The organism is Ruficoccus amylovorans (assembly GCF_014230085.1).
Lineage (GTDB): Bacteria > Verrucomicrobiota > Verrucomicrobiia > Opitutales > Cerasicoccaceae > Ruficoccus > Ruficoccus amylovorans.
On record NZ_JACHVB010000043.1, the window covers coordinates 83,741 to 103,613 of the forward strand.

At 59.1% G+C, this 19,873-nt stretch carries 12 protein-coding genes; 7 read left to right on the plus strand and 5 right to left on the minus strand.

What is annotated here, in order from left to right:
- Positions 1 to 3: 3 nt before the first annotated feature.
- The 3 genes from H5P28_RS14965 to H5P28_RS14975 all read right to left on the minus strand — a co-directional run bounded on the left by H5P28_RS14965 (position 4) and on the right by H5P28_RS14975 (position 2,567).
- Positions 4 to 906, minus strand: coding sequence for a DUF58 domain-containing protein (locus tag H5P28_RS14965; RefSeq protein WP_185676517.1), 903 nt, complete (start codon positions 904 to 906; stop codon positions 4 to 6).
- Positions 907 to 988: 82 nt separating this feature from the next.
- Positions 989 to 1,993 carry an AAA family ATPase gene (locus H5P28_RS14970; protein WP_185676518.1) on the minus strand — a complete coding sequence of 335 codons (1,005 nt, stop codon included), beginning with the start codon at positions 1,991 to 1,993 and terminating at the stop codon, positions 989 to 991.
- 280 nt (positions 1,994 to 2,273) lie between these two features.
- Positions 2,274 to 2,567 carry a hypothetical protein gene (locus H5P28_RS14975; protein WP_185676519.1) on the minus strand — a complete coding sequence of 98 codons (294 nt, stop codon included), beginning with the start codon at positions 2,565 to 2,567 and terminating at the stop codon, positions 2,274 to 2,276.
- A gap of 200 nt (positions 2,568 to 2,767) precedes the next feature.
- On the opposite strand from H5P28_RS14975, the gene H5P28_RS14980 reads away from it, so the two are divergent.
- Positions 2,768 to 3,478, plus strand: coding sequence for an IclR family transcriptional regulator (locus tag H5P28_RS14980; protein ID WP_185676520.1), 711 nt, complete (start codon positions 2,768 to 2,770; stop codon positions 3,476 to 3,478).
- 318 nt (positions 3,479 to 3,796) lie between these two features.
- Positions 3,797 to 5,527 (plus strand): right-handed parallel beta-helix repeat-containing protein, encoded by a 1,731-nt coding sequence (locus tag H5P28_RS14985; RefSeq protein WP_185676521.1) that lies wholly within the window; start codon positions 3,797 to 3,799, stop codon positions 5,525 to 5,527.
- An 82-nt stretch (positions 5,528 to 5,609) separates the two neighbouring features.
- On the opposite strand, the gene H5P28_RS14990 is transcribed toward H5P28_RS14985, so the two are convergent.
- Positions 5,610 to 7,388, minus strand: a complete 1,779-nt coding sequence (locus H5P28_RS14990) for a right-handed parallel beta-helix repeat-containing protein (protein ID WP_185676522.1) — start codon at positions 7,386 to 7,388, stop codon at positions 5,610 to 5,612.
- Between the two features lie 227 nt (positions 7,389 to 7,615).
- On the opposite strand from H5P28_RS14990, the gene H5P28_RS14995 reads away from it, so the two are divergent.
- From H5P28_RS14995 to H5P28_RS15005, 3 genes are all read left to right on the plus strand, one after another.
- A complete protein-coding gene (locus H5P28_RS14995) occupies positions 7,616 to 8,404 on the plus strand; it encodes a hypothetical protein (protein WP_185676523.1) in 789 nt (262 codons plus the stop codon).
- 368 nt (positions 8,405 to 8,772) lie between these two features.
- The gene (locus H5P28_RS15000) at positions 8,773 to 10,815 is read left to right on the plus strand and encodes a right-handed parallel beta-helix repeat-containing protein (protein ID WP_185676524.1); all 2,043 of its coding nucleotides are present in this window, start codon (positions 8,773 to 8,775) and stop codon (positions 10,813 to 10,815) included.
- Between the two features lie 63 nt (positions 10,816 to 10,878).
- Complete coding sequence (locus H5P28_RS15005) at positions 10,879 to 11,538, plus strand: prepilin-type N-terminal cleavage/methylation domain-containing protein (protein ID WP_185676525.1); 660 nt, start codon at positions 10,879 to 10,881, stop codon at positions 11,536 to 11,538.
- Positions 11,539 to 11,866: 328 nt separating this feature from the next.
- Here H5P28_RS15005 and H5P28_RS15010 read toward each other — a convergent pair whose 3' ends face one another.
- A complete protein-coding gene (locus H5P28_RS15010; RefSeq protein WP_185676526.1) occupies positions 11,867 to 13,531 on the minus strand; it encodes a hypothetical protein in 1,665 nt (554 codons plus the stop codon).
- Between the two features lie 524 nt (positions 13,532 to 14,055).
- Between H5P28_RS15010 and H5P28_RS15015 the strand changes: the two genes are divergently transcribed.
- Together H5P28_RS15015 and H5P28_RS15020 are read left to right on the plus strand one after the other, a co-directional pair.
- The gene (locus tag H5P28_RS15015) at positions 14,056 to 16,107 is read left to right on the plus strand and encodes a sodium:solute symporter family protein (protein ID WP_185676527.1); all 2,052 of its coding nucleotides are present in this window, start codon (positions 14,056 to 14,058) and stop codon (positions 16,105 to 16,107) included.
- Between the two features lie 325 nt (positions 16,108 to 16,432).
- The gene (locus H5P28_RS15020) at positions 16,433 to 19,870 is read left to right on the plus strand and encodes a hypothetical protein (RefSeq protein ID WP_185676528.1); all 3,438 of its coding nucleotides are present in this window, start codon (positions 16,433 to 16,435) and stop codon (positions 19,868 to 19,870) included.
- Positions 19,871 to 19,873 lie beyond the last annotated feature (3 nt).

Genomic DNA, 19,873 nt, shown 5'->3' on the forward strand with positions numbered 1-19,873 from the left:
GCCTTAGCGCAGAGCCTCCCGGTGATGCAGGTAGCGGGCGAGCGCGTACCCGAGGGATTCGTCCGTGGTCAGGCGCAGCAGGTCCACCTGCGAGCGCGTGAAGCCGTCCCGAAGTTTGTTCATGAAGTCACTCATTTGTGACTTGTAGCCGTCGCGGGTGGTTTCCGCCCAGGAAATGATTTCGCGCCCGGACTCGATGTCGTGGAAACGGGCCACGCCCTCGATGGGCAGGTCGAGTTCGTCGGAGTCGAGCACCTGGACGGCGAGTGTGTCGCAGTGTCGCAGGCGGAACCGTTTGAGGTGTTCGGGCAAGAGGTTTTCGGCCTCCAGCATGTCGGAAATGTAAATGACGATACTACGCTGGCGCAGTTGATTACCAAAAGTTTGCAGCATAGCGTCGTGGTCGGCGGGGCCAGCCGGTCGCAGGCGGGTGAGGGCCTGGAGGACGCGGTCGAGCTGGCCGGTGCGGTGGCCCGGCGGGACGACTTCCTGCAAGGTGTCTCCGTAAGCGAACAGGCCGACGTTGTCGCCCTGGCGGACGGCCATGTAGGCGAGGCAGGCGGCGGTCATGCAGGCGTAGTGAAGCTTCGTGCAGGCGGCGCGTTCCCCCCGGTAGTCCATCGAGGCCGAGGTGTCGAGGACGAGCTGGAGGTTCATGTTTGTCTCCTCCTGGTAAACCTTGGTGTAGAGCCGGTCGGTGCGGGCGAGCAGCTTCCAGTCGAGGTACTTCAAATCCGCACCGGGGGTGTAGTCGCGGTACTGGAGGAACTCCGTCCCGAAGCCGTGGAAAAGGCTGCGGTGCATGCCGGAGAGAAAGCCCTCGACCGCCGTACGCGAGAGCAGGGCGTAGTTGCCCAACTGTGCCAGGTGGGCGGGATCGAGCAGGTCGTGAACGCTGGGCGGCATGAAGCGGGCCGAAGGGCTTAGGGCCGGTGGGAGAAAGGACGCATCCGGGTTCGTTTTTGGTAAGGGCGGCAGCCGCGCGGTGCTAGCTCTTGAGGGTGGCGAGGATGTCCTCGATCAAACGGTCGGAGGTGACGCCCTCGGCCTCGGCGTGGAAATTCGGGATGAGACGGTGGCGCAGAACAGGCGAGGCCAGGGCGCGAATGTCGTCGATGGAAACCGCGTAGCGACCATCGAGCAGCGCGCGGGCCTTGCCAGCGAGCACGAGCGCCTGCGAGGCGCGGGAACCGGCCCCCCACTTGATTTTCTCGCGGGCGATGGGCAGGCAGTCCGGATGGCTCGGGCGGGTGGCGGCGGTCACGCGCACGGCGTAGCGGACGACTTCCTCGGCCACGGGCACGGAGCGGACAAGCTTTTGCAGCTCAAGGATTTCCTCCGCCGTGAAGACTGCCGCCGGGCCTTTGCCGCGCGGGGCGGTGGTGGCGGCGACCATAGCGACTTCCTTTTCCAGTGGCAGGTAGTCGATGCGGATGTTTAGAAGAAAACGGTCAAGCTGCGCCTCGGGGAGCGGATAGGTACCCTCCAGTTCGATTGGGTTCTGAGTGGCGAGGACGAAAAACGGGGGCTGAAGCTTGTGAGTTTGTCCCGCAGCGGTGACTTGGCGCTCCTCCATCGCTTCGAGCAGGGCGGCTTGAGTCTTTGGCGGGGTGCGGTTGATTTCGTCGGCCAGCAGGATGTTGGCGAAGACCGGGCCGGGGACGAAGCGGAAGTTGCGCTTGCCGGTGGCGGGGTCTTCTTCGACCACCTCGGTGCCGAAGATGTCGGCGGGCATGAGGTCGGGGGTGAACTGGATGCGCTTGAAGCTGAGCGAAAAGGTCTCGGCGATGCTGCGCACGAGCAGGGTCTTACCCAGGCCCGGGACGCCGGTGAGCAGAACGTGCCCGGCGGAGAGCAGGCTGATCACGATTTGCTCGATGGCGTCCTCCTGCCCGATGACGGTACGGTTGAGTTCTTCGAAAAGGCGTTGGCGGGCATCTTTGACGCGGGCGACGATCTCCTCGCCGCTGACGGGCTGGCTGGTCTCAGGCATAATGGGTGGTAAAATGTGCGGGAAAGCGGCGTGCTTTTCCTGTCGGGACAAACTTGTGAGAGGGAAATGTTCACAATTGTTCCCTTTCGGTCAAAAGGCAAGGCCGTTACAGGGATCAGCCGGTGGATAACTCTGTGAATATCTGAATTGTACGCCGCAAGGAATGACCGGGGATCCGCGGCGAATTAATAATTCGTCCCCTCGGAACACAAAACAGCCGCCCGGTAACCCGGACGGCTGCATATGCATACCTGAATAGGTTTCTATTCGCTACCGGAAATCATGCCTGTAACTCCATGATTTCCGAAAATATTGTCATCGTCAGCATCTCCTCGGCATACTCCTGAAAATCCTCGTCGGCCACGTGCTCGGAAGTGGAGAGGAGTGCGAGGACCATGGCGGCCCGGCGCTTGAGGCGGTCTTCCACGTAAGACTCCGGGTAATTGGGCAGGTGGATGAGGCTGAGCGCGTCCTTGATCACATCGCCCGCCAGTCGGGAAAACTCCTTGTGCCGATCCGGATTGGATTCGCCGAGCGGCAAGGCGGCATCATTGGTGAGAGTTGCGGTTTTCATGACAGGGGCGGGTGAAGTATGTGCTTATCATCGCATAAAGCGTGGCTTTTACCCATCGGGTGAATCCTGTATTTTTCCAAAAACGTGAAAAAGATCCGGAAACAAAAAAACGGGTTCCGGCTGAAGGGGAGGCAGTGGCAGGAAGAATGGTTTTAGACTGGAACCGACTATTCTTTTGCTATAGCTGAATTTATTAACTCATGGGAACGTTACCCAAACAACCGAACAAGAGCTTAATCGACGGCATCCGCTGCCTGCAGGAAGTCCTGAGCCGGTCAACCCCGGTGGGCGTGGCCCAGGTGGCCTCGGAACTCGGCATGGAAGCCACCCGTGTGCACCGCATCCTGCGCACGCTGTCGGCCTCCGGCATGCTGCGCTGGACGGAGAAGCGCAAGTACGCGCCCGGCCCTGCCGTTCCTGTGCTGGCGACGCAGACTATGCACGCCTCAGGCTTTTACAAGGCCATCGGCCCGATGGCCAAGCTGCACAAGGATTTGAACATGATTACCGCGATGGGCCTGCTGTGGAATCGCTCGGTCTCGTACCTCTACCACGCCGAGCCCGACCAGCCATTGATCAGCGCCATCAGCAGCTTCGATGTCTGGCCCGCGACGACCTCCGGACTGGGAGTGGCGCTCCTGGCCTTGCAATCGGACGAGGAGGTGAGCGAACTCTACGAGGGCCGTGAAATCCCCTTTTACGATTCGCTTCCGCATCTGCTGGAGACGCTCGCCCGCGTGCGCGAGTGCGGCTACGCCGTCCACGACAACACGCTCGCCATCAGCATCGACGATGTGTTTCAGGCTGCCATTGGTTTCAGTTCGCCCAAGGTTTCGCCCAGCTCGGCCAGCAAGTACGTTCCCCGGCTCATCCAGTGCAAGGAGGAGATCCTCAAGGAGCTGCATGGCTGAGTAAGAGGATTGGCCGTAGAGGGGACAATACAACGGACGCGGAGAGTGCATATCTTCGCGTTTTTGTTGTAAGCCGTTATTATACAACGATGCTTCCTTTAGGGACAGGTGGCGCTGCTGCTTGGTCCGAGACATGTTTTGCTTATTTCTGGGGGGTTTTTGGCGCGGAGAAAAACTCATTAAATTTCAATAATAGCAAAAAGTGTTGCAATGTTGGCGCAGCCCGGTAGGGTACGTTCTATCCTTTAACTCCCGTCCATGGAAATGGGATGGGGGTGTTTGAAACCGCTTGTTATTAACCCTACCGTTGTTGACCCGATGCCGAAAAAATCATCCGTACGTTTTCTGAAGTTTCCGTTGAGCCTGAGCGTGCTGCTGGCCGCTGCCGCTTTTGGGATCGGGTGCGCCGGGCAGGCGCAACCGGCTTCGGTCACGGTTTTGAGTGTCGATGACTACGGGGCCGTTCCGAACGATGGGGCGGACGACAGCGCCGCCATCGCCGCCGCACTCAAGGCCTCCTCCGAGGTGGCGGGGCCGGTGCGGCTCGTCTTTTCCGAAGGGACTTATAATTTCCGACCCGCATCGACCCCGGCTGAGATGGTCCGCATCGAGGATAGGCGCGACCTGATCGTGAGCGGGCAGGTCGCGGAGGATGGTGCTCCGGCCACCCGGCTGGAGATCAACCTCGAACTGGTCAATGACACGCTCGGTGCCGGGCATTTCGTGATCGAAAACAGCGAAAACATCATGGTCGAAAATCTGGTCCTCGACTACAACCCGCGCTTTGCCAGCGCGGGTAAGGTGGTGGCCGTGGACCGGGAGCAGGACACCGTCGAGGTGGATATTTTTCCCGGTATGCCCCACTTCGACGGCATGCGCTGCTACTCGGCCAACAGCTGGGATCTGGAGACGGGCGACCTGCTTCAGGTCGAGGCCCTGACGATCGGGCTGGACCGCAAGCGCATGGCCAACACCTGGCATCCCGTCGAGGGGGCCGGAGGCGTGCGCTACCGGATCGAGGGGATTGGATTTTCGGACCGCGTGGCGGTGGGCGACGGGATTTCGTGGCACTTCACCGTCAATGGCAGCGAGCGTAATTTCCTCATCCTGTATTCCGAGAACATCACGTTGCGTAACATCGACATCTTTAACACGCTCGGAGCGGCCATGCTCGCGGGCTACAACAAGGATATCGTCATGGAGGATGTGCGAGTGATTCCCGAGGGGAACTCGCTCGCCGTCGGCCCGCGCGACGCCTTTCACCTGTCGAACAACCGGGGTCGTCTGCTGATGGACGGGGTGCAGGTCAAGGGCGTGCGCTGGGACCCGATTGTCAGCCGGGGAACATTTAACGAGATCGTGGAGATCGAAGACGATGGCGCGATTATCGTCGAAGTACCCTGGCCGCGAATGACTTTCGAGTCCGGCAATACTCTGCTATTCCAGGTGGGCGAGGTTCCTTACGAGCGTGTGGTCGCGTCGGCGGAGTCGCTGGGCGACAAGCGCTACCGTATCCGCTTGAGCGATCCGGCGCTGCCGGAGGTATCGGTCGGGGACTTCGTGGCCAACACCTCGTACGAGTTCGACGATGTTGTCATCCGCAACTGCACGGTGGAGGGCAACTACGGGACGGGTATCGTCTTTATGACGCAGAACGCGCTGATCGAGAACAACCTCTTTCGCAACAATGCCTACAGCGACATCGGACTGGGGCCGACCAGCCAGGATGCTGGTCCGTTCGCCCGGCACGTCATCATTCGCGGCAACACTTTCGACGGCTCAAACTGGGTGCGCAAGCACTCGGGTGCCTCTGGGCACGACGGCAGCATCACGGTCTTTTCCAATCAGAAAAAACTGATGGATGTGCCCTACAATCAGGACATCCTGATCGAAGACAATGTCTTTAAAAACCTCGATCACCGCGAAGGGCTGGCTGCGGTCAACGTGAAAAATGCCAGCGATGTCGTGCTGCGCGGCAACAGCTATGAAAACGTCAGCCAGCATCTCAAGGTCGGCGAGCACACGGTGGACGTGACGGACGAGGACTGAGCCGAGGCGTTTTGCCGGTTGTTCGTGTAGTTGAAATCAACTACGCGGTTGAAGATATACGTCGTCAGGCGGTGGAGGGCGCTTACGACTGCGCGCATCCCTCGAAGATGACCGCATGGGGCAGGTCAAAACTGTTGTTGCAGATCTGAATGCCGGATGAACGTCCAAGGCTCAGGCTGGGGCAGTCGGGCTCGGTGCTGTAGCCGGGGAGCGCTGTGACGGTGTTGTTTTCGAAGACGAGTCCCTCAATCCGGTTGCCGCGCAGGACTCGTGGGCCCGGCATCCGAAATCGGTTGCCGGTGATGCGGATATTGCAGTGGTAGGGAGTTTCGCTAAGCATCGGAAGGCCGCGCTCGTTGGGCGAGATGGTGATGGCTGGGGCCTCCGGACTGAGCATGACGAAATCATTGTTGCGGATGAGTACATCCCGCACCGGACCGCACTCGAACCACGAGTTGGCGTCGCCTTCGATGAGAATGGCCGTCATGGTGCAGTTCTCGAAGCGGTTGTTTTCTATGCGTACGCGACCCTCGGTGGTGAAGATAATGCTGCGAGCGCGGTTGTTGCGCACGGTGTTGCCCGTGAAGATGACGTCCGGGGCGCAGGACGTGTTTTCCATAAACGAGTTTGGCCGCAGCAGGTCCGCGACGGACTCGGTCAGCTCCAGTTCGAAGACCCGGCTGTTGAGGGCGCGGAAGGATTTGACGGTGCGCTCGCCATAGGCGACGAGATCGTCGCGGGTGGAGAAGCGGATGGTTTCTCCGGGCCGGGCGAACTCCAGGCCAAGTTGCTGGAAGTGCATCAGTTCCCCACGCAGCGTATGCGAAGCAGTGGCTTCCCGTACGGTTGCGGAGATGCCGTGGACGTTCAGCGCGTCGTCGAGCATGTGCTCGAAATGCGAGTCGGTGACTTCGATCAGCCCTTTGCACAGCACGAAGTGAGTGGCGTCGGCCGTGGTAGATATTAACCGGCCGCTGCACTCCGGGCGGGCGACACGCATGCGCTTGATGCGGACGTTTTCACAGCGCTGAGCGATCAGCCCCATTCCTCCGGCGTGGTGGATGGTGACATCGTGGAATCGGATGTCGCAGCAGTTGTCCATGAAAATGGCCGGGCTCATGCGATTGGGCATGTATTTGCCTTTGGATACAAAGGCGTCGCCGACCTGCTGTGGACGGTCTGTCAGGTGTGTGATCCGGTAGGTGTCTGAAGCGAGTTTTTCAAAGCGCGGGGCTTGCTGGTGCTGCGGGTTCCATGTGAGGAAGTTGCCTTGCCGACTCAAGGGAAGCGGGGTGGCGCTCGCGGCGTCGAGCCAGTGGGTCCAGTGGATGTCCTGCCACCACTCCTTGCCTGGAGTAACAGAGTACGGGGTGAGGTTGCCCGGTGGCGGTCCGCCTTCGCCGTGAAGGAGGCAGCCTTGGTGGAGATAGAGGTTTTCCGGATCCGAAAATTTTACCGTGATCGTGTCCGCAGCTTCATCGACTGCGATAATGGTCCCCTGCATGTGCAGGGGGACATCCCAGTCGATGGAGATGCCCTCGAAGATAATGTTTTCGCAATGGTGCAGGCTGAGCGGAATAACGGGCTGGCCGTGAGCGATGAGTCGGGCACCCGGTCCGGAGATGGTGAGGTCTTTAATCCCTTCGAGCGGGATCGGCAGGATGCGCAGGCCGTCGTCGTGGTTGGTCACGTGCAGGTAGCGCTCGGGCCGTTCGGTCGGGTAAAGATGGTAATTGCCGGGCGTGAGGTGGAGCGAGGTGCCGGTGTGCGCGCACTGATGGATGGCGTCGGCGATGAGGGCGGAGGCGTCTGTGCCGACGGGCGGCGGAGTCAGGTGGATGGCTTTGTCTGGCCGGGGCATGTGTGCGGGACGGATGGGGAATATAATTATCCTGTCGATTCTCTTCAATCACCAGCGCGAGAGCGTTCGTATGAGACTTAGTAGAGAAGAATTTTATATTTGACGCAACGCGAAATTGCTATAATTAAAGTTTTATAGCCTAGGTTATGTGCAGTGAAGTCGAATTCTCCGATTCACTCGCCGACCAGCAAATCCCGTCAAGTACACCCCCAACTACAGGACCCATCATGTCGCTTAAAACAGCAATAAATCCCCTCACGAATGTTTCGCGCCGCTGTGTCGCTGGCGCCTTCACCCTGCTCTTGTGTGCATCCGCCGCCCCGGCCGCGACGCTGGCGCAGTGGACCCTGCAAAACGAAGAGCTGGGTACGAACTTTAGTGATTTCCCGCTGATTTCAGATCAACAGCAGGCGAACACGACCACCAGTGGCCTCACGCAATACTTCCCGACGTCGAATTTAAGCACTGGTTATGGTGTTGTTGAATCGACCACGACTGGAGCGCAGCCAGGCGGGCGTTTCTTTGAAATCAATTCGCGTCAGATTACGAACAGGAATAATCCGAGTACACCTGTTTCAAGTAGCGATTATTTGGAGTTCTCGGTGACGGCAGCAGCTGGCTACCAAATCAGTTTTGACTCGATTTCGATGGATATTACCGGAGCAAGCAATCTGAACTCCACCTTGCATTACGAAATGCTTTTCTTCTATTCGACGGATGGGGGAGAGACATTCACGGCCCTTGGTACAGCTTTTGCCGCCAATACAGTTGCATTCACGACCGATCCGTTTACGAACGTGTCCCAGTCCCTTTCCTCACTGGGGGCGTTGACAGGCGAAACGATCTTCCGTGTTGCTTTGGCAGATAATTCCAGCACCGCCGAAAAGTCCGTCTACTGGCGTAATCTCCAGGTGACGGGCGATGTCAGCCAGATCCCTGAAGCGGGTAGTAGCGCGATCCTGCTGGGCGCCGGCGTGCTGGCGTTTCTTGGACTTCGCCGGAAGTTCCGGAAGTAGTGTAGCTGGTTTTACCGAGATTTAGGACGGATGATGCCCTCTGTCTTGTCGGCTGGCGATCGCCAGTCGGCAAGCGGGGGGCTATCTGGCCTCATAAAGGTCTGTGAGTGGTCGGTTTTTGGTTGGCCGCGTTCATGGCCGGTTCAAATTGGTGCAGCGCCTCCATTACGGGAGGCGTTTTTTTATGTGTGAGTATCCCCAGCGGACAGCCTGATGAGTGGCAGATGGAGTGGGATTTTTGTGGGCATTAATTTGCTATATAAGCAAAATAAAATTGACTTGTCGGCATTGTTGGAAGACCTTCACAAAAGTTAAAGCCCCCCCGGTACATCTTCACTTGTTGCCTGTTTATGAGTACACTTTTCTCGATGCCACTTTCTGTGTTCGCCCTGACGGCGGTCGCTGTTTCCATGTATGCGCAGGTCGATCCCGGAATTCCGGTCCCGACACTGCCCGCTGATGGCGAGGTCAGCTACATGCCGACGCCGGATTTTTTCTGGAGTGAGGTGGAAGGGGCCGAGGAGTACGAGATCCAGATCGCTGGTGATCCATCTTTTGAATCCATCATTGATAGAGACCATATCGTGATCCCGCGCTATGTGGCGGATAAGCCTCTGCCGTGGGGAGGGCATTACTGGAGGGTGCGCAGCTACACGGCTGATGGCGAAGCTAGCGCCTTTTCGGAACCGGTGCGCTTCGAACTGAAGCGGCCCGAAAATATATATGAGATTCCGGATGGCGCCGATGCGCAGACGATACAGAGCATCATCGCGGAGGCGGTAAAAAATACGCCGGCACTCGTTCAGTTCGCGGTTAACGGCCACTACCGGCTGACCCCGGTGGGACAGCGCGAATTGATAAAGATGAAGGGCGTGGAGAACCTCATCGTTGATGGCCGTGGATCGACGGTTGTCCTGACCAGCGCTTTGGCGGGATTGGCGGAGTTCATTAATTGCAAAAGTATTCTGGTGCGGGACATTACCGTGGAGTTCGATCCGATGCCGTTCACGGTTGGTGTGATCGAGGCCGTGGACGAAGATACGAGGACCATTACGATGCGGATGGATAACCCCGGCATGATTCCCTTTGACCAGCCATTGGTCCAGAACCATTGGGAATGGGGAGTTTTGCTCGATGGGGACATTCCCGGCAAGCTGGCCGACGACGCGCCTATTGTGATGTGGACCGAGGCCGAGAGCGTGGCCAGGAGCGCGGGCGAAGATGGCGAGCCACGCTACACGGTGCGTACTTCGAAGTCCTACCTTCCGTATTTCAAACCCGGCCTGAAATGGATCCAGTTTGTCCGTGCCGGTGGCGGCTCGCTGTTCCGGACGGATGGTTCCGAGGATGTCACCGCCTACGAGATTACGAACTACGGCATCTCTGCCGGCCATTACGCGGCCCTCGGTGGTACGCGCCTGAAGGTGTTGCATTGCCATTCGCGGATGAAGGAAGGGAACTGGTTCGGCAACAACGCCGACGGGCTCCATGTGCGCTCGAACAAGATCGGCCCGTGGGTGGAGGGGTGCTCGTTTGAAGGAGTGGGGGACGACGCCATTGCGTTCTACTCGAAGGGCATTTATATTTTTGAACAGGTCTCGGACCGGACGCTGCTCGTGGATCGTACGATGTTTAATCTGGAGCCGGGGGACAGGGCGACAATCTTTGACCCGCGCGCGGGCACGCTCGTCGAGGATGAGATCGTAGTGGAGTCGGTGCAACCGTCTTCGGAGGTCCGGGACGGAGTCCGGCGGGAGGGCTTCCTGGTCACGTTTACCGAGCCTTTTAAAGCGCAGATCGAGACCAGCAACGAAGACCCGCTCAAGAACGACCAGCTCTTCGGTCGTGAGAGGATCAATCACTACTTCGCCATCCGGCATAGCAACTTTAGCAAGATCCGCCGGTATGGAAATGTCATCCGTGGCGCTCATGGTGTCATTGAGGGTAACACGTACGAGCACATTTCCGATGTTGCGATCAATCTGCGTAATGAGCCCGACCTGTGGCGCAACGGTCTGCACAGTGAAAAAATCTGGATCCTCGACAACACGATTCTGGACAGCGGATTTTCGCGGGGTTCCTACGGGCAGGGCCAGATCCAGGCGATCATGTACCGGCTCGGCTATGCGAATGCCGAAGCCCGCGCGCACCGCGATATCGTTATCGCGGGGAACACGATCCTGAATTGGCAGGAGTGTGCGATACGTGTTTCAAATGTCGATGGGGCCAGGATTGTGGATAACACCGTCGGCAGTGATTTACTGGCTTTCGACAACGACCGCAGGCATGTCGGCATACTGGTCGATAACAGCGAAAACGTATGGATCTCCGGCAACGAGTTTATCGATCCTCGCACACTGGATGCGGAGATCGAAGTGACCGAAAATACGGATAATATTGTTCAGGAATGAGACCGGCCCGAGCCGGGAGTACTGCGATAATACCCCTCCGATAATCTCTACCCCGATGAATATATGCTGATACCCCGGCAAAAATCTCCCCGTCCGGCCTTTACATTGATTGAGTTGCTGACCGTCATTGCGATCATTGGTGTGCTGGCCGCGATCTTGATCCCGGTTATTGGCTCGGTGCGTGAGCGTATGAACGATTCGCGCTGCGTGAGTAATCTGCGCCAGATATACGGCTACTGCCTGGCCTATGCCGCCGACAACGGGCAGAAGCTCCCCACGGTCAACCACACCTTCTACAACGACCTCTGGCCCTACGCCTATCCCGAGGAATCCAATCCGGTCATCTCGGGACCGGGCTTTCCCGATGACTTGAAGGGGACGGTGTTTGAATGCTACGCGATGAGTGAGTCCGAGGGGGCGGCGAATATGCGCAGCTACGGCATAAACTCCTACTTGCGGCCCTTCTACCTGGAGCATCAGGAGGAGGACGACCAGGATCCATCCGGCCCGCGCCTGACGGCTGTGCATGAGTTGCCGAAAACCGTTTTTATCAGCGATACCTACAGCGACAGCCGAATTCGTCCGCCTGTGCTGCAGAAAGCTTTTCAGCGGCATGGCGGCCACGTGAACGCCCTCTTTCTCGATGGCCATGTCGAAGCCGTGACCGAGGACTTCCCCGGCGTGATGGACAGTGGCTCCACCTTCTGGCGCGGGGTGAATTAGAGCCCTTTGAAATATACTTCAGCTCGTGTCCCCCTGTCGTTACGGCAGGAAGCTGCAACGATTAAATAGATCATACCTGATTGCCAGGTTGCTGATCGGGAAACAGCTATTGGCAATCGACTGTTAAGCTGATTGCGATTCTTCGCTTCATCTGCGGCCGCGCCTTAATTTGAGAAACGCTAAGCCCGTTGTTGCTGCCTGACCAGGTTTCGTGTGTATCCATCTTGCGGATACACGAGGCTTTGGCAGGGGGGGCTGCCATAAGCATTTACACGCGGAATGCCGTGCATTGGTGGAGGGCGAGCCCGCCAGTCGTGTTAGTCGAGGGTTAGTCGAGGGAGAGGATGTCCCGCGAGGAGTTTTTATCGACGATGAGGCGTTCGCCTATATTCTCGTAGTGGTTGTTCCAGATGCGGACATCGCGGGCGGTGCGGATCTTGATCGCGGTGCGGGCGTTACGGAAGGTGTTGTTCGTGATCGAAATGTCGTGGTTATAAGGGGCGTCGAAGCCGTAGGAGTAGATGCCCACGCAACCGGCGGCGTCTTTGTAGCGGGGGAAGAAGCCGCAGTTGTCAAACAGGCAGCTGTCGATGAGGACGTTGGTGGCGTGGCCGCCTTCGCAGTGGGTGGGCAGCTCGGCGCCGAGCAAGACGCCGGGATTCATCGTGTTGCGGTAGATATTGTTGAGCAGGCTCAGGTTGCCGAAGCGGGCGAGGTGCCCGGCCCCGGCGATGTTGATAAACTCGGAGTTGCGGCACAGGTAGCGGTCGGGTTCCCAGCAGCGAGCCGCGCACATGGTCTCGGTGTTGAGGAAGTCCGGGGCCGGCTCGCGCAGGACGACGCGGTAGAGGCGCCCTTTGTCCTGCTCGACGGGCATGGCGACCGAGGCGACGGTGCAGGTGTGCTCGATGATGCCGTCGTAGAACTCGATCAGGCTGCCTGGCAGGATCGGCGCGTAGGTGTAGCGGCAGTGCAGGATGAGTTCGGTGGGGGAGATTTTCTCCTTCAGCGAGAGCCAGTTGGCGTGCATGTTCTGGCCGTCCATGCGTACGCCGTGGATGGACATGCCGTCGATGTCGATGATGCCGCCGCACTTGAATATCTTCCACGCGTCGCGCGGCCCGGTGAAGAGGCGGTTCCCGTCGGGGCGGAAGACCACGCGGCGGGCCGTGATGGTGTGGCAGTTCTCGGTCAGAAGGGAAAAGCCGTTGTTGTTGAAGGTGCGCAAATTTTCCAGATGGAGGTTGTCGCAACCGGCGATATAGACCTGGAAGTCCGTGCGCGCGCCCTGGTGCCAGGAAAGCAGTTCGCCCGCGGTCAGCTTGGCGGCGATGGCGGGACTGGCAAGGGTGAGCAGGCCCTTGCCTTGGGATTCCCACTTGGCGTCGGTCCCGTTGCCGTAAGTGATGCTTTCGCCCAGCAGAGTCTGCCCGTCGGAGGAGAAGCGGTTCGCGCAGTACACGCCCATGCCCGCCCATTCCGGGCAGTCCTCGAAGACCCGGACCGTGAATCCGGTGGCGTCGGTTTTGATAATCTCTCCGGCCGAGGTGAAGGCGGGCTCGCGGGTGAAGCCGAGATTTTTCAGCGTCAGCCGGGGGGCGGCTTCGCACCACAGCACAGCCGGGAGCAGGCCGTGTTCCTGCCCGTCGTTCCATCCGGCGAGGATGGTGGCGGGTTGGCCGTCATCGGTGACGGCGCCTTGGAGGGTGAGCCCCTCGATGCCGTCAATGAGGATGTGGCATTGCTTCTCGGCGATGTCGGGGCTGCTGCCAGCATCATGAACCATGCCCTGGGTGGGGTGGACGATGCTGCTGCGCAAGCGGTAGCAGCCGCTCTCAAACAGGAGATGCCGGATACCCTGCTGACGGGCGTCGTCGAGTGCCTGGCGGATGCCTTCAGCGGAATCGGGGTCACCCGGCCGGGTGTAGTGCTTGATTTCAAGCGCCTTCAGATGATTCTCCGTTTGGGGAGATAAAGTCGGGGGGGAGATCATGTCTTTCGGTTTGAATGGATGAGGCGAGGGTATCCCTGCCGGAAGTCCGTGGTAATATTTATGGTATAAATGTGCTTTTATAGCAATAAAAAAGCTCATTTCACGCGATAGGACGCGGGCATTGGAAAGTGTGTAAATTTGCGCCCGGCGCGGGTTTTCCATGCCTTCGGCCTGTCTATAAATTTCTATAATAGCAAAAAACGACTTGACGTCAATACGCTTCTTCCGGAGATTTATGGCCTCAGCCGGGAGGTTACTTTGCCTCTGTCTTTATCTGAAAACCCCTGAACCCCTGATCGATGGATGCCTTACTCCTGGTTTCAATTGTTCGAGCTTCCGCCACTTGCGGGGGCGGTCAGGGCGTCCGCATGAGTGGTGAGAGTGGGGTTTCTGAGCGGAGGCGTAAATTTGTCGAAAACAGGAAGAGAAACGGGTACAAGGATTAAGGCCGGGGTTGGGAGCTCTCAACCCGCCTGCGTGGCCTTGCGAGTTTTCAGCCCGAATAAACGGAAAAAGCACACAGCATGAATTTAAGCATTCTGGACTGGATCATCGTGGGAGGTTTTCTCGCCTTTCTATTCGGCATGGCTTTCATGGCCCACCGCTACACGAGAAGCGTTTCGGACTTCCTCGCGGCCAGTCGCTCGGCCGGGCGCTACCTGCTGACGATGGCCGACGGCATGTCCAGTATGGGTGCGATTGCTGTGATCGCCAGTTTTGAGAAGTTCTACCAGGCCGGTTTTGCCGCGAGCTGGTGGGGGCAGATGATGGCGCCGCTGGCGATGGTTGCCGCTCTCTCCGGGTGGGTCTCATACCGCTATCGCGAGACCCGCGCCATGACAATGGCTCAGTTTTTCGAGATGCGCTACAGCCGTAGATTTCGCGTTTACGCGGGGATACTGGCCTGGGTCAGTGGCATACTCAACTATGGGGTTTTCCCCGGAATCACGGCCTTGTTCCTGATCCACTTCTGCGGTTTGCCGGAAACTTTCCAGCTCCTGGGGACGACTTTCAGCACCTTTCCCTTTATCATGGCGGTCATGTTGTCGATCGCGGTTTGTTTCACCCTGTTCGGAGGAATGATCGCGGTGATGATTACAGACTTTTTTCAGGCGCAGTTCGTCAACATCGTGTTCCTCTCGATCATGGGGCTGCTGCTGTGGAAAATAAGCTGGAGCGATATTGTTAGCACGCTGGAGACGGCCCCGGCGGGCAAGAGCATGCTCAACCCCTTTGACCAGGGTGAGATCAAGGACTTCAACTTCTGGTTCTTTATGATCTTCGGGTTCAAGATATTCTACAACCGCCTCGGCTGGCAGGGGTCGCAGGGTTATAACTGTGCGGCCAAGAGCCCGCACGAGCAGAAAATGGCCGGTGTGCTGGCGGAGTGGAGAAACGGCGTCAATTACCTGATGTTCCTGCTCATGCCGGTGTGTGCCTACGTCATCATGCACAATATCGACTTCGCCTCGGTCGCGGGCGCGGTGCAGGGGACGCTCGGCCAGATCGGTGATGAGCAGACCCGCAGCCAGATGCTCACACCGATTGTGATGAGCAACCTGTTCCCGGTCGGGGTGATCGGGCTTTTCGCCGCGGCCATGCTGGCCGCGGCCATTTCCACGGACGACACCCAGTTGCACTCCTGGGGGAGTATTTTTATTCAGGACGTGGTCCTGCCGTTCCGCAACAAGCCCTTTACTCCGAAGCAGCAGATCGTGCTGCTGCGCTGTTCGGTGATCGGGGTGGCGATCTTCGCGTTTTTCTGGAGCTGGCTCTTTCCCCTTCGCGACTACCTGCTGATGTACTTCCTGCTCACCGGCACGATTTATCTCGGCGGATCGGGGGCCGTTATTATCGGCGGTCTGTACTGGCGGCGGGCCACGACTCAGGGCGCCTGGGCGGCCATGACGATTGGCCTGCTGGTGGGCGCGGCCGGGATCACCCTGCAAACGGTCTGGCCGTCGGTCCCGGCGCTGACAAACCTGGCCCCGGCCTTCCCGATCAACGGCGCCTGGCTGGCCATGATCGCGTACATCAGCTCGATTATCGGTTTTGTCGTCGTTTCGCTGCTGACGTGCAAGCAGCCCTTCAATCTGGAAAAAATGCTCCACCGGGGCAAATACGCCCTGCCGGACTCCCGGCAGAAGGGTGATGGGCACCAGACGGGCAAAACGCTCTGGGGTCGCCTGTTCGGGTTCAGCGATGAATTTACACGCGGAGACCGGGTTATTTACCGGCTGAAGATTGGCTGGACGATGTTCTGGTTTACCACCTTTGTCGTGGGCACGATCGTGGGGCTGACGGTCGGCATCCCGGACGGTGTCTGGGGGCGCTGGTGGCTCTTTACGGTTGTCCTCAGCGGCATTGTCGGGGTCATCACTGTCGTCTGGTTTCTCATCGGCGGCATGCGTGACTTGTGGGATCTGCTGCGGATTCTCCGTGAGGTCAAGCGGGACGATTCGGACGACGGCTCGGTGCACGAATTCGACGAACACCGGGATGATCACGACGTGCCGCCCGATACGCCGGTGACTCGCCCGTCCTCTGTTTCCACCGCGCCAGTAATCGGTAAGTAGGCTCCCGTCATAGGGCTGGTGTGTTCAGGAAAACGGATTCCAGAAGATTAACTTGTGTTGACACGACAGGAAAGATGGCTTTATATTTTTAATTATAGCAATTTTTAGGCGATCCTTGGCATCGGCAGGATGTCGGATCGTCCATGAGTAGCCCCCCTTATGCTTGTTCCCCTTGCATCACCCCCGTTGGTCCGACTGCTTCTGGCCGTGGCTGGTTATTTGAGAGCCCGGACGGCGCGACTCTATGCGCGGAGGAGGATGGTGGAAGAGGCTTTCTTTGCTCCCGGCGCGGCTCGGGGCTTGTACACTCCAACCCTCTTCAGCCATGCGTATCCCATCTGACTCTTTTAATGGCTTTCGGGCCGGATGCCCGCCCGGCGGCTTCGCGCTTATCATCGCATTGTCGCTGATGAGCTTCATGATCCTGTTGCTGATTGGGTTTACGACTTTTATCCGGGTGGAAACCGGGACGCAGGCGGTTGTCAGGGAACAGGAAAAAGCGAGGCAAAACGCGCTTCTGGGGCTGCGGATGGCGGTGGGCGAATTACAGAAGTACCTCGGTCCCGACACGCGGGTAAGCGCCCGGGCCGAGTTGCTGGACAGTAACCCTTCGACCGATACGGCGGAGGGCGTGACGCAGCCGTATTGGACCGGGGTCTGGAGCGCCCCGGAGTTGAGCGCGCCGACCGGGTACCCGGAGGAGTTGAACCCCAGGGCCACCCCGCAACTGCTGACCTGGCTGGTCAGTGGCAATACCAATACAGTGAGCTACCGGCCCGATGAGGATACCCTTGACGATGCTAACAGTAAAGTGCTGGTCCCGGAGTTGACACTCGGCGATGGCTCAACCCTGCCCGAAGTCCGCGCCCCGCTGGTGCGGACGGAGGAGGGCGGTTTCGCTTACTGGGTGCAGGATGAGGGAGTGAAGGCAAAACTGTCCGCCGTGGCAGCGAATTTCGACGCTGAGGACGACCCTCTGCTGCCCCTGAACAGCGGTTCGGAGGCGTTCAGCGATCATCTGTCCGCCAGTCTGATTACCAACCCGACGGATTGGCGCGCGGTTTACACGATGGACTTTGCGATGGCCGACGGTGAGGAGCCGGACCAGCTCTCCCACGACGTCACCCTGAACGGTTACGGGGTGCTGGCCGACTCCCTGCGCGGCGGTTTGAAATACGACTTGAGCTCGATCCTCTCCATGAGCGAGACGGAGTTTGACGCCGATGTGGTCCCGCTGATGCCGGGCGAGCGTGTTTACGAGCCATACGCCCCCAGTGGCACTTTCAACTATCGCGGCCCGAAGTGGAATATCCTTCAGCGTTATGGCGCGTTGCTCGACGGAAGCAACCAGACGCGCGGCTGGCAAATCAGCGGAAGTGATGTTGTCAGTGCCGGAGTTTACCCGGTGATGGAGCGCTTTCAGCTCTACGTCACGGTTAACATTTCCGACAACCTCGGCGACGCGACGGACCCCGGCGCCGCCGTTTATCGTCCGCGTCTTTACTTTATCCCGGCGATAGTGCTCTGGAATCCGTACGACAAACCGCTGACGGCTCCGCGGGGCTATAAAATCATCATGAAGGCGCAGGGAGACCCCTGGGACTACGTGTACGCGGCGGGATATTACGACGGCAGCGGCAACTGGAAAAGCGCCACCGTGGTAGATGGTTCTGAAAGCGGAGCGGTGATCGGCGGTTTCGAGCCGATGCTCCAGAGTTCGGAGCCGTACCGATTCTTTCTTGAAGGTGCCTCGGACGCGGCGGTTGTTATCCCGCCGGGGCAGGCGGTGGTCTTCACCATGATCGAAAACAAGGACGCCAACTCCGGCAGCCGCGAGTACACGATGCGGCCGGGGCAGCGCGGGCTCGGGTTTTACCTCGACGCCAACAGCGACTTCCGGCTCAGTGCCGACGACCTGACCGAAATGGGCGGAGGCGATATTTACCTGGATATCCGCGGGGATGAGTGGGACAACTCCTACACGGCGGCCATGATTTTCCAGTCCTATGATGTCAGCACGAACCGCCCCCTTCAGTGGATCGGGGAGTTGCGCTGGGCGACGAATGGCGACACCACGCTGGCCCCCACTGTCTCCGAGCTGGGCAGCCATAATTTCAATGACGGCGACCCCAACGGCCCGGCACCTTTCATTGTGGGGGTGAACTCGATCCCCTCCAGCAGCATTGATGAGGTGTTCCTCGTCGGCAACACCGCGCCCTTGGGCTACGAAATGGGTTTGAAAATTCCCGACGCGAACATCCAGGTCAGTCTTCCGGAGATGATTGACGGGTTTCGCCCCCTGAGCCAGCACAACCCGAGGGCCTTCGCCAGTTCGCGGGCACTGGGTAAGCAGGCGTACCGCAATTCCAATTACTACTCGGGTACGGTCTTTCAGAATGTCGGTCTGGGGCAGTACGCCGACCAGGATTACCTGATCGAGACCTGGGACGGCGACCACACCGCGGCCTACACAGGTGACCGCGATACGGCGGGCGGGGCTCGGCGCGTGGCCTATTTCCATCTGCCCGATTCTGTGGACGAGGTGCGTTCGGTGGGCGATCTGCGCCACCTGGACCTGTCCTCGACGGATGTCCTGAGAAATGCCAACAGCACGGCAGCCAGCTTTGGCAACAGTAACTACGCGCCGTCCTTTATCATTGGAGAAGCGCGGGCGGATACATCGGTGCCTTTTGACAGCTACGTCCCCACCAATCTCGCCTCTGCCGATGCACGCAAGGTGGTGGATCATCACTGGATCGCCAACCGGCAGTTCTGGGACCGCTTCTTTGTCTCGACCGTTCCCGCTACCGGCGCGGTCGGGCTGCCGCTGGCGAATGGGCGGATGCAGCCGGTGGGCCTGAGTGGCACTGCCTTGACGGAAAGCCAGATCGAAGACCTGAGACAATTTCGCCGCGCGGCTTCCAACTTGATGGTGGACGGCGCGTTCAACGTGAACTCGACCTCGGTCAAGGCGTGGATGGCCCTGCTGTCCCAGTACGTGGGGCGTACCGTGAAGGCCGAAGACGGAGCGAGCTACACGGACGGTGAAGAGTCGCCCTTCGTCGATCTTCCGAATCCGCTCGGCGGCCCTGTGCCCGCGAACGCCAGCACGGCCAGCGAAGAGCTTTACAACGGGTTCCGGCGGCTCGACCAGGATGAGATCCGCGAATTGGCCGAGGCTATCGTCACGGAGGTCAAGCGGCGCGGGCCGTTCCTGTCGCTGGCGGATTTTGTGAACCGGCAGCTTGTCAGTGATGCGACCACGTATGCCGAGAGTGGCGGCAACCTGCCTTCGAGCCAGCCGACTCCGACCCAGTTGGCAGAGGACCCGAGGTTTTTTGGCACGCTCCAGTCAGCGATTGAGCGGGCGGAGCTGAACGCTGACTTTGAAGATAATCTGGTGAACTTGAGCGAGTCCCCGTGGAGCGACACCTTCGATATCGAGACGAACCTCGCCGCCGCAGCCGGTTCGTATATGGAGGGTGCCCCCGGTTACTTGACTCAGGGTAAGCTGCTCGCGCGGCTGGGGCCGATCCTCAGCGCGCGCTCCGACACCTTTACGGTTCGCGGTTACGGTGAAAGCCGGGACCTGAATGACAGGGTGACGGCCACCGCCCGCTACGAGGCGGTCGTACAGCGCCTGCCTGACTACGTCAGCTCGACAGACGATCCCGAAGTCCGTCCCGGCGATTTGGCCTCGGATGACAACAAGAACTTCGGGCGCCGCTTCCAGGTTGTCGGTTTCCGCTGGCTCAACGAATAAGCG

Excerpts from the sequence above, each read along its gene's own strand:
- H5P28_RS14965 (WP_185676517.1), bottom strand. The coding sequence starts at position 906 with ATGCCGCCCAGCGTTCACGACCTGCTCGATCCCGCCCACCTGGCACAG.
- H5P28_RS14970 (WP_185676518.1), bottom strand. The coding sequence starts at position 1,993 with ATGCCTGAGACCAGCCAGCCCGTCAGCGGCGAGGAGATCGTCGCCCGC.
- H5P28_RS14975 (WP_185676519.1), bottom strand. The coding sequence starts at position 2,567 with ATGAAAACCGCAACTCTCACCAATGATGCCGCCTTGCCGCTCGGCGAA.
- H5P28_RS14980 (WP_185676520.1), top strand. The coding sequence starts at position 2,768 with ATGGGAACGTTACCCAAACAACCGAACAAGAGCTTAATCGACGGCATC.
- H5P28_RS14985 (WP_185676521.1), top strand. The coding sequence starts at position 3,797 with ATGCCGAAAAAATCATCCGTACGTTTTCTGAAGTTTCCGTTGAGCCTG.
- H5P28_RS14990 (WP_185676522.1), bottom strand. The coding sequence starts at position 7,388 with ATGCCCCGGCCAGACAAAGCCATCCACCTGACTCCGCCGCCCGTCGGC.
- H5P28_RS14995 (WP_185676523.1), top strand. The coding sequence starts at position 7,616 with ATGTCGCTTAAAACAGCAATAAATCCCCTCACGAATGTTTCGCGCCGC.
- H5P28_RS15000 (WP_185676524.1), top strand. The coding sequence starts at position 8,773 with ATGCCACTTTCTGTGTTCGCCCTGACGGCGGTCGCTGTTTCCATGTAT.
- H5P28_RS15005 (WP_185676525.1), top strand. The coding sequence starts at position 10,879 with ATGCTGATACCCCGGCAAAAATCTCCCCGTCCGGCCTTTACATTGATT.
- H5P28_RS15010 (WP_185676526.1), bottom strand. The coding sequence starts at position 13,531 with ATGATCTCCCCCCCGACTTTATCTCCCCAAACGGAGAATCATCTGAAG.
- H5P28_RS15015 (WP_185676527.1), top strand. The coding sequence starts at position 14,056 with ATGAATTTAAGCATTCTGGACTGGATCATCGTGGGAGGTTTTCTCGCC.
- H5P28_RS15020 (WP_185676528.1), top strand. The coding sequence starts at position 16,433 with ATGCGTATCCCATCTGACTCTTTTAATGGCTTTCGGGCCGGATGCCCG.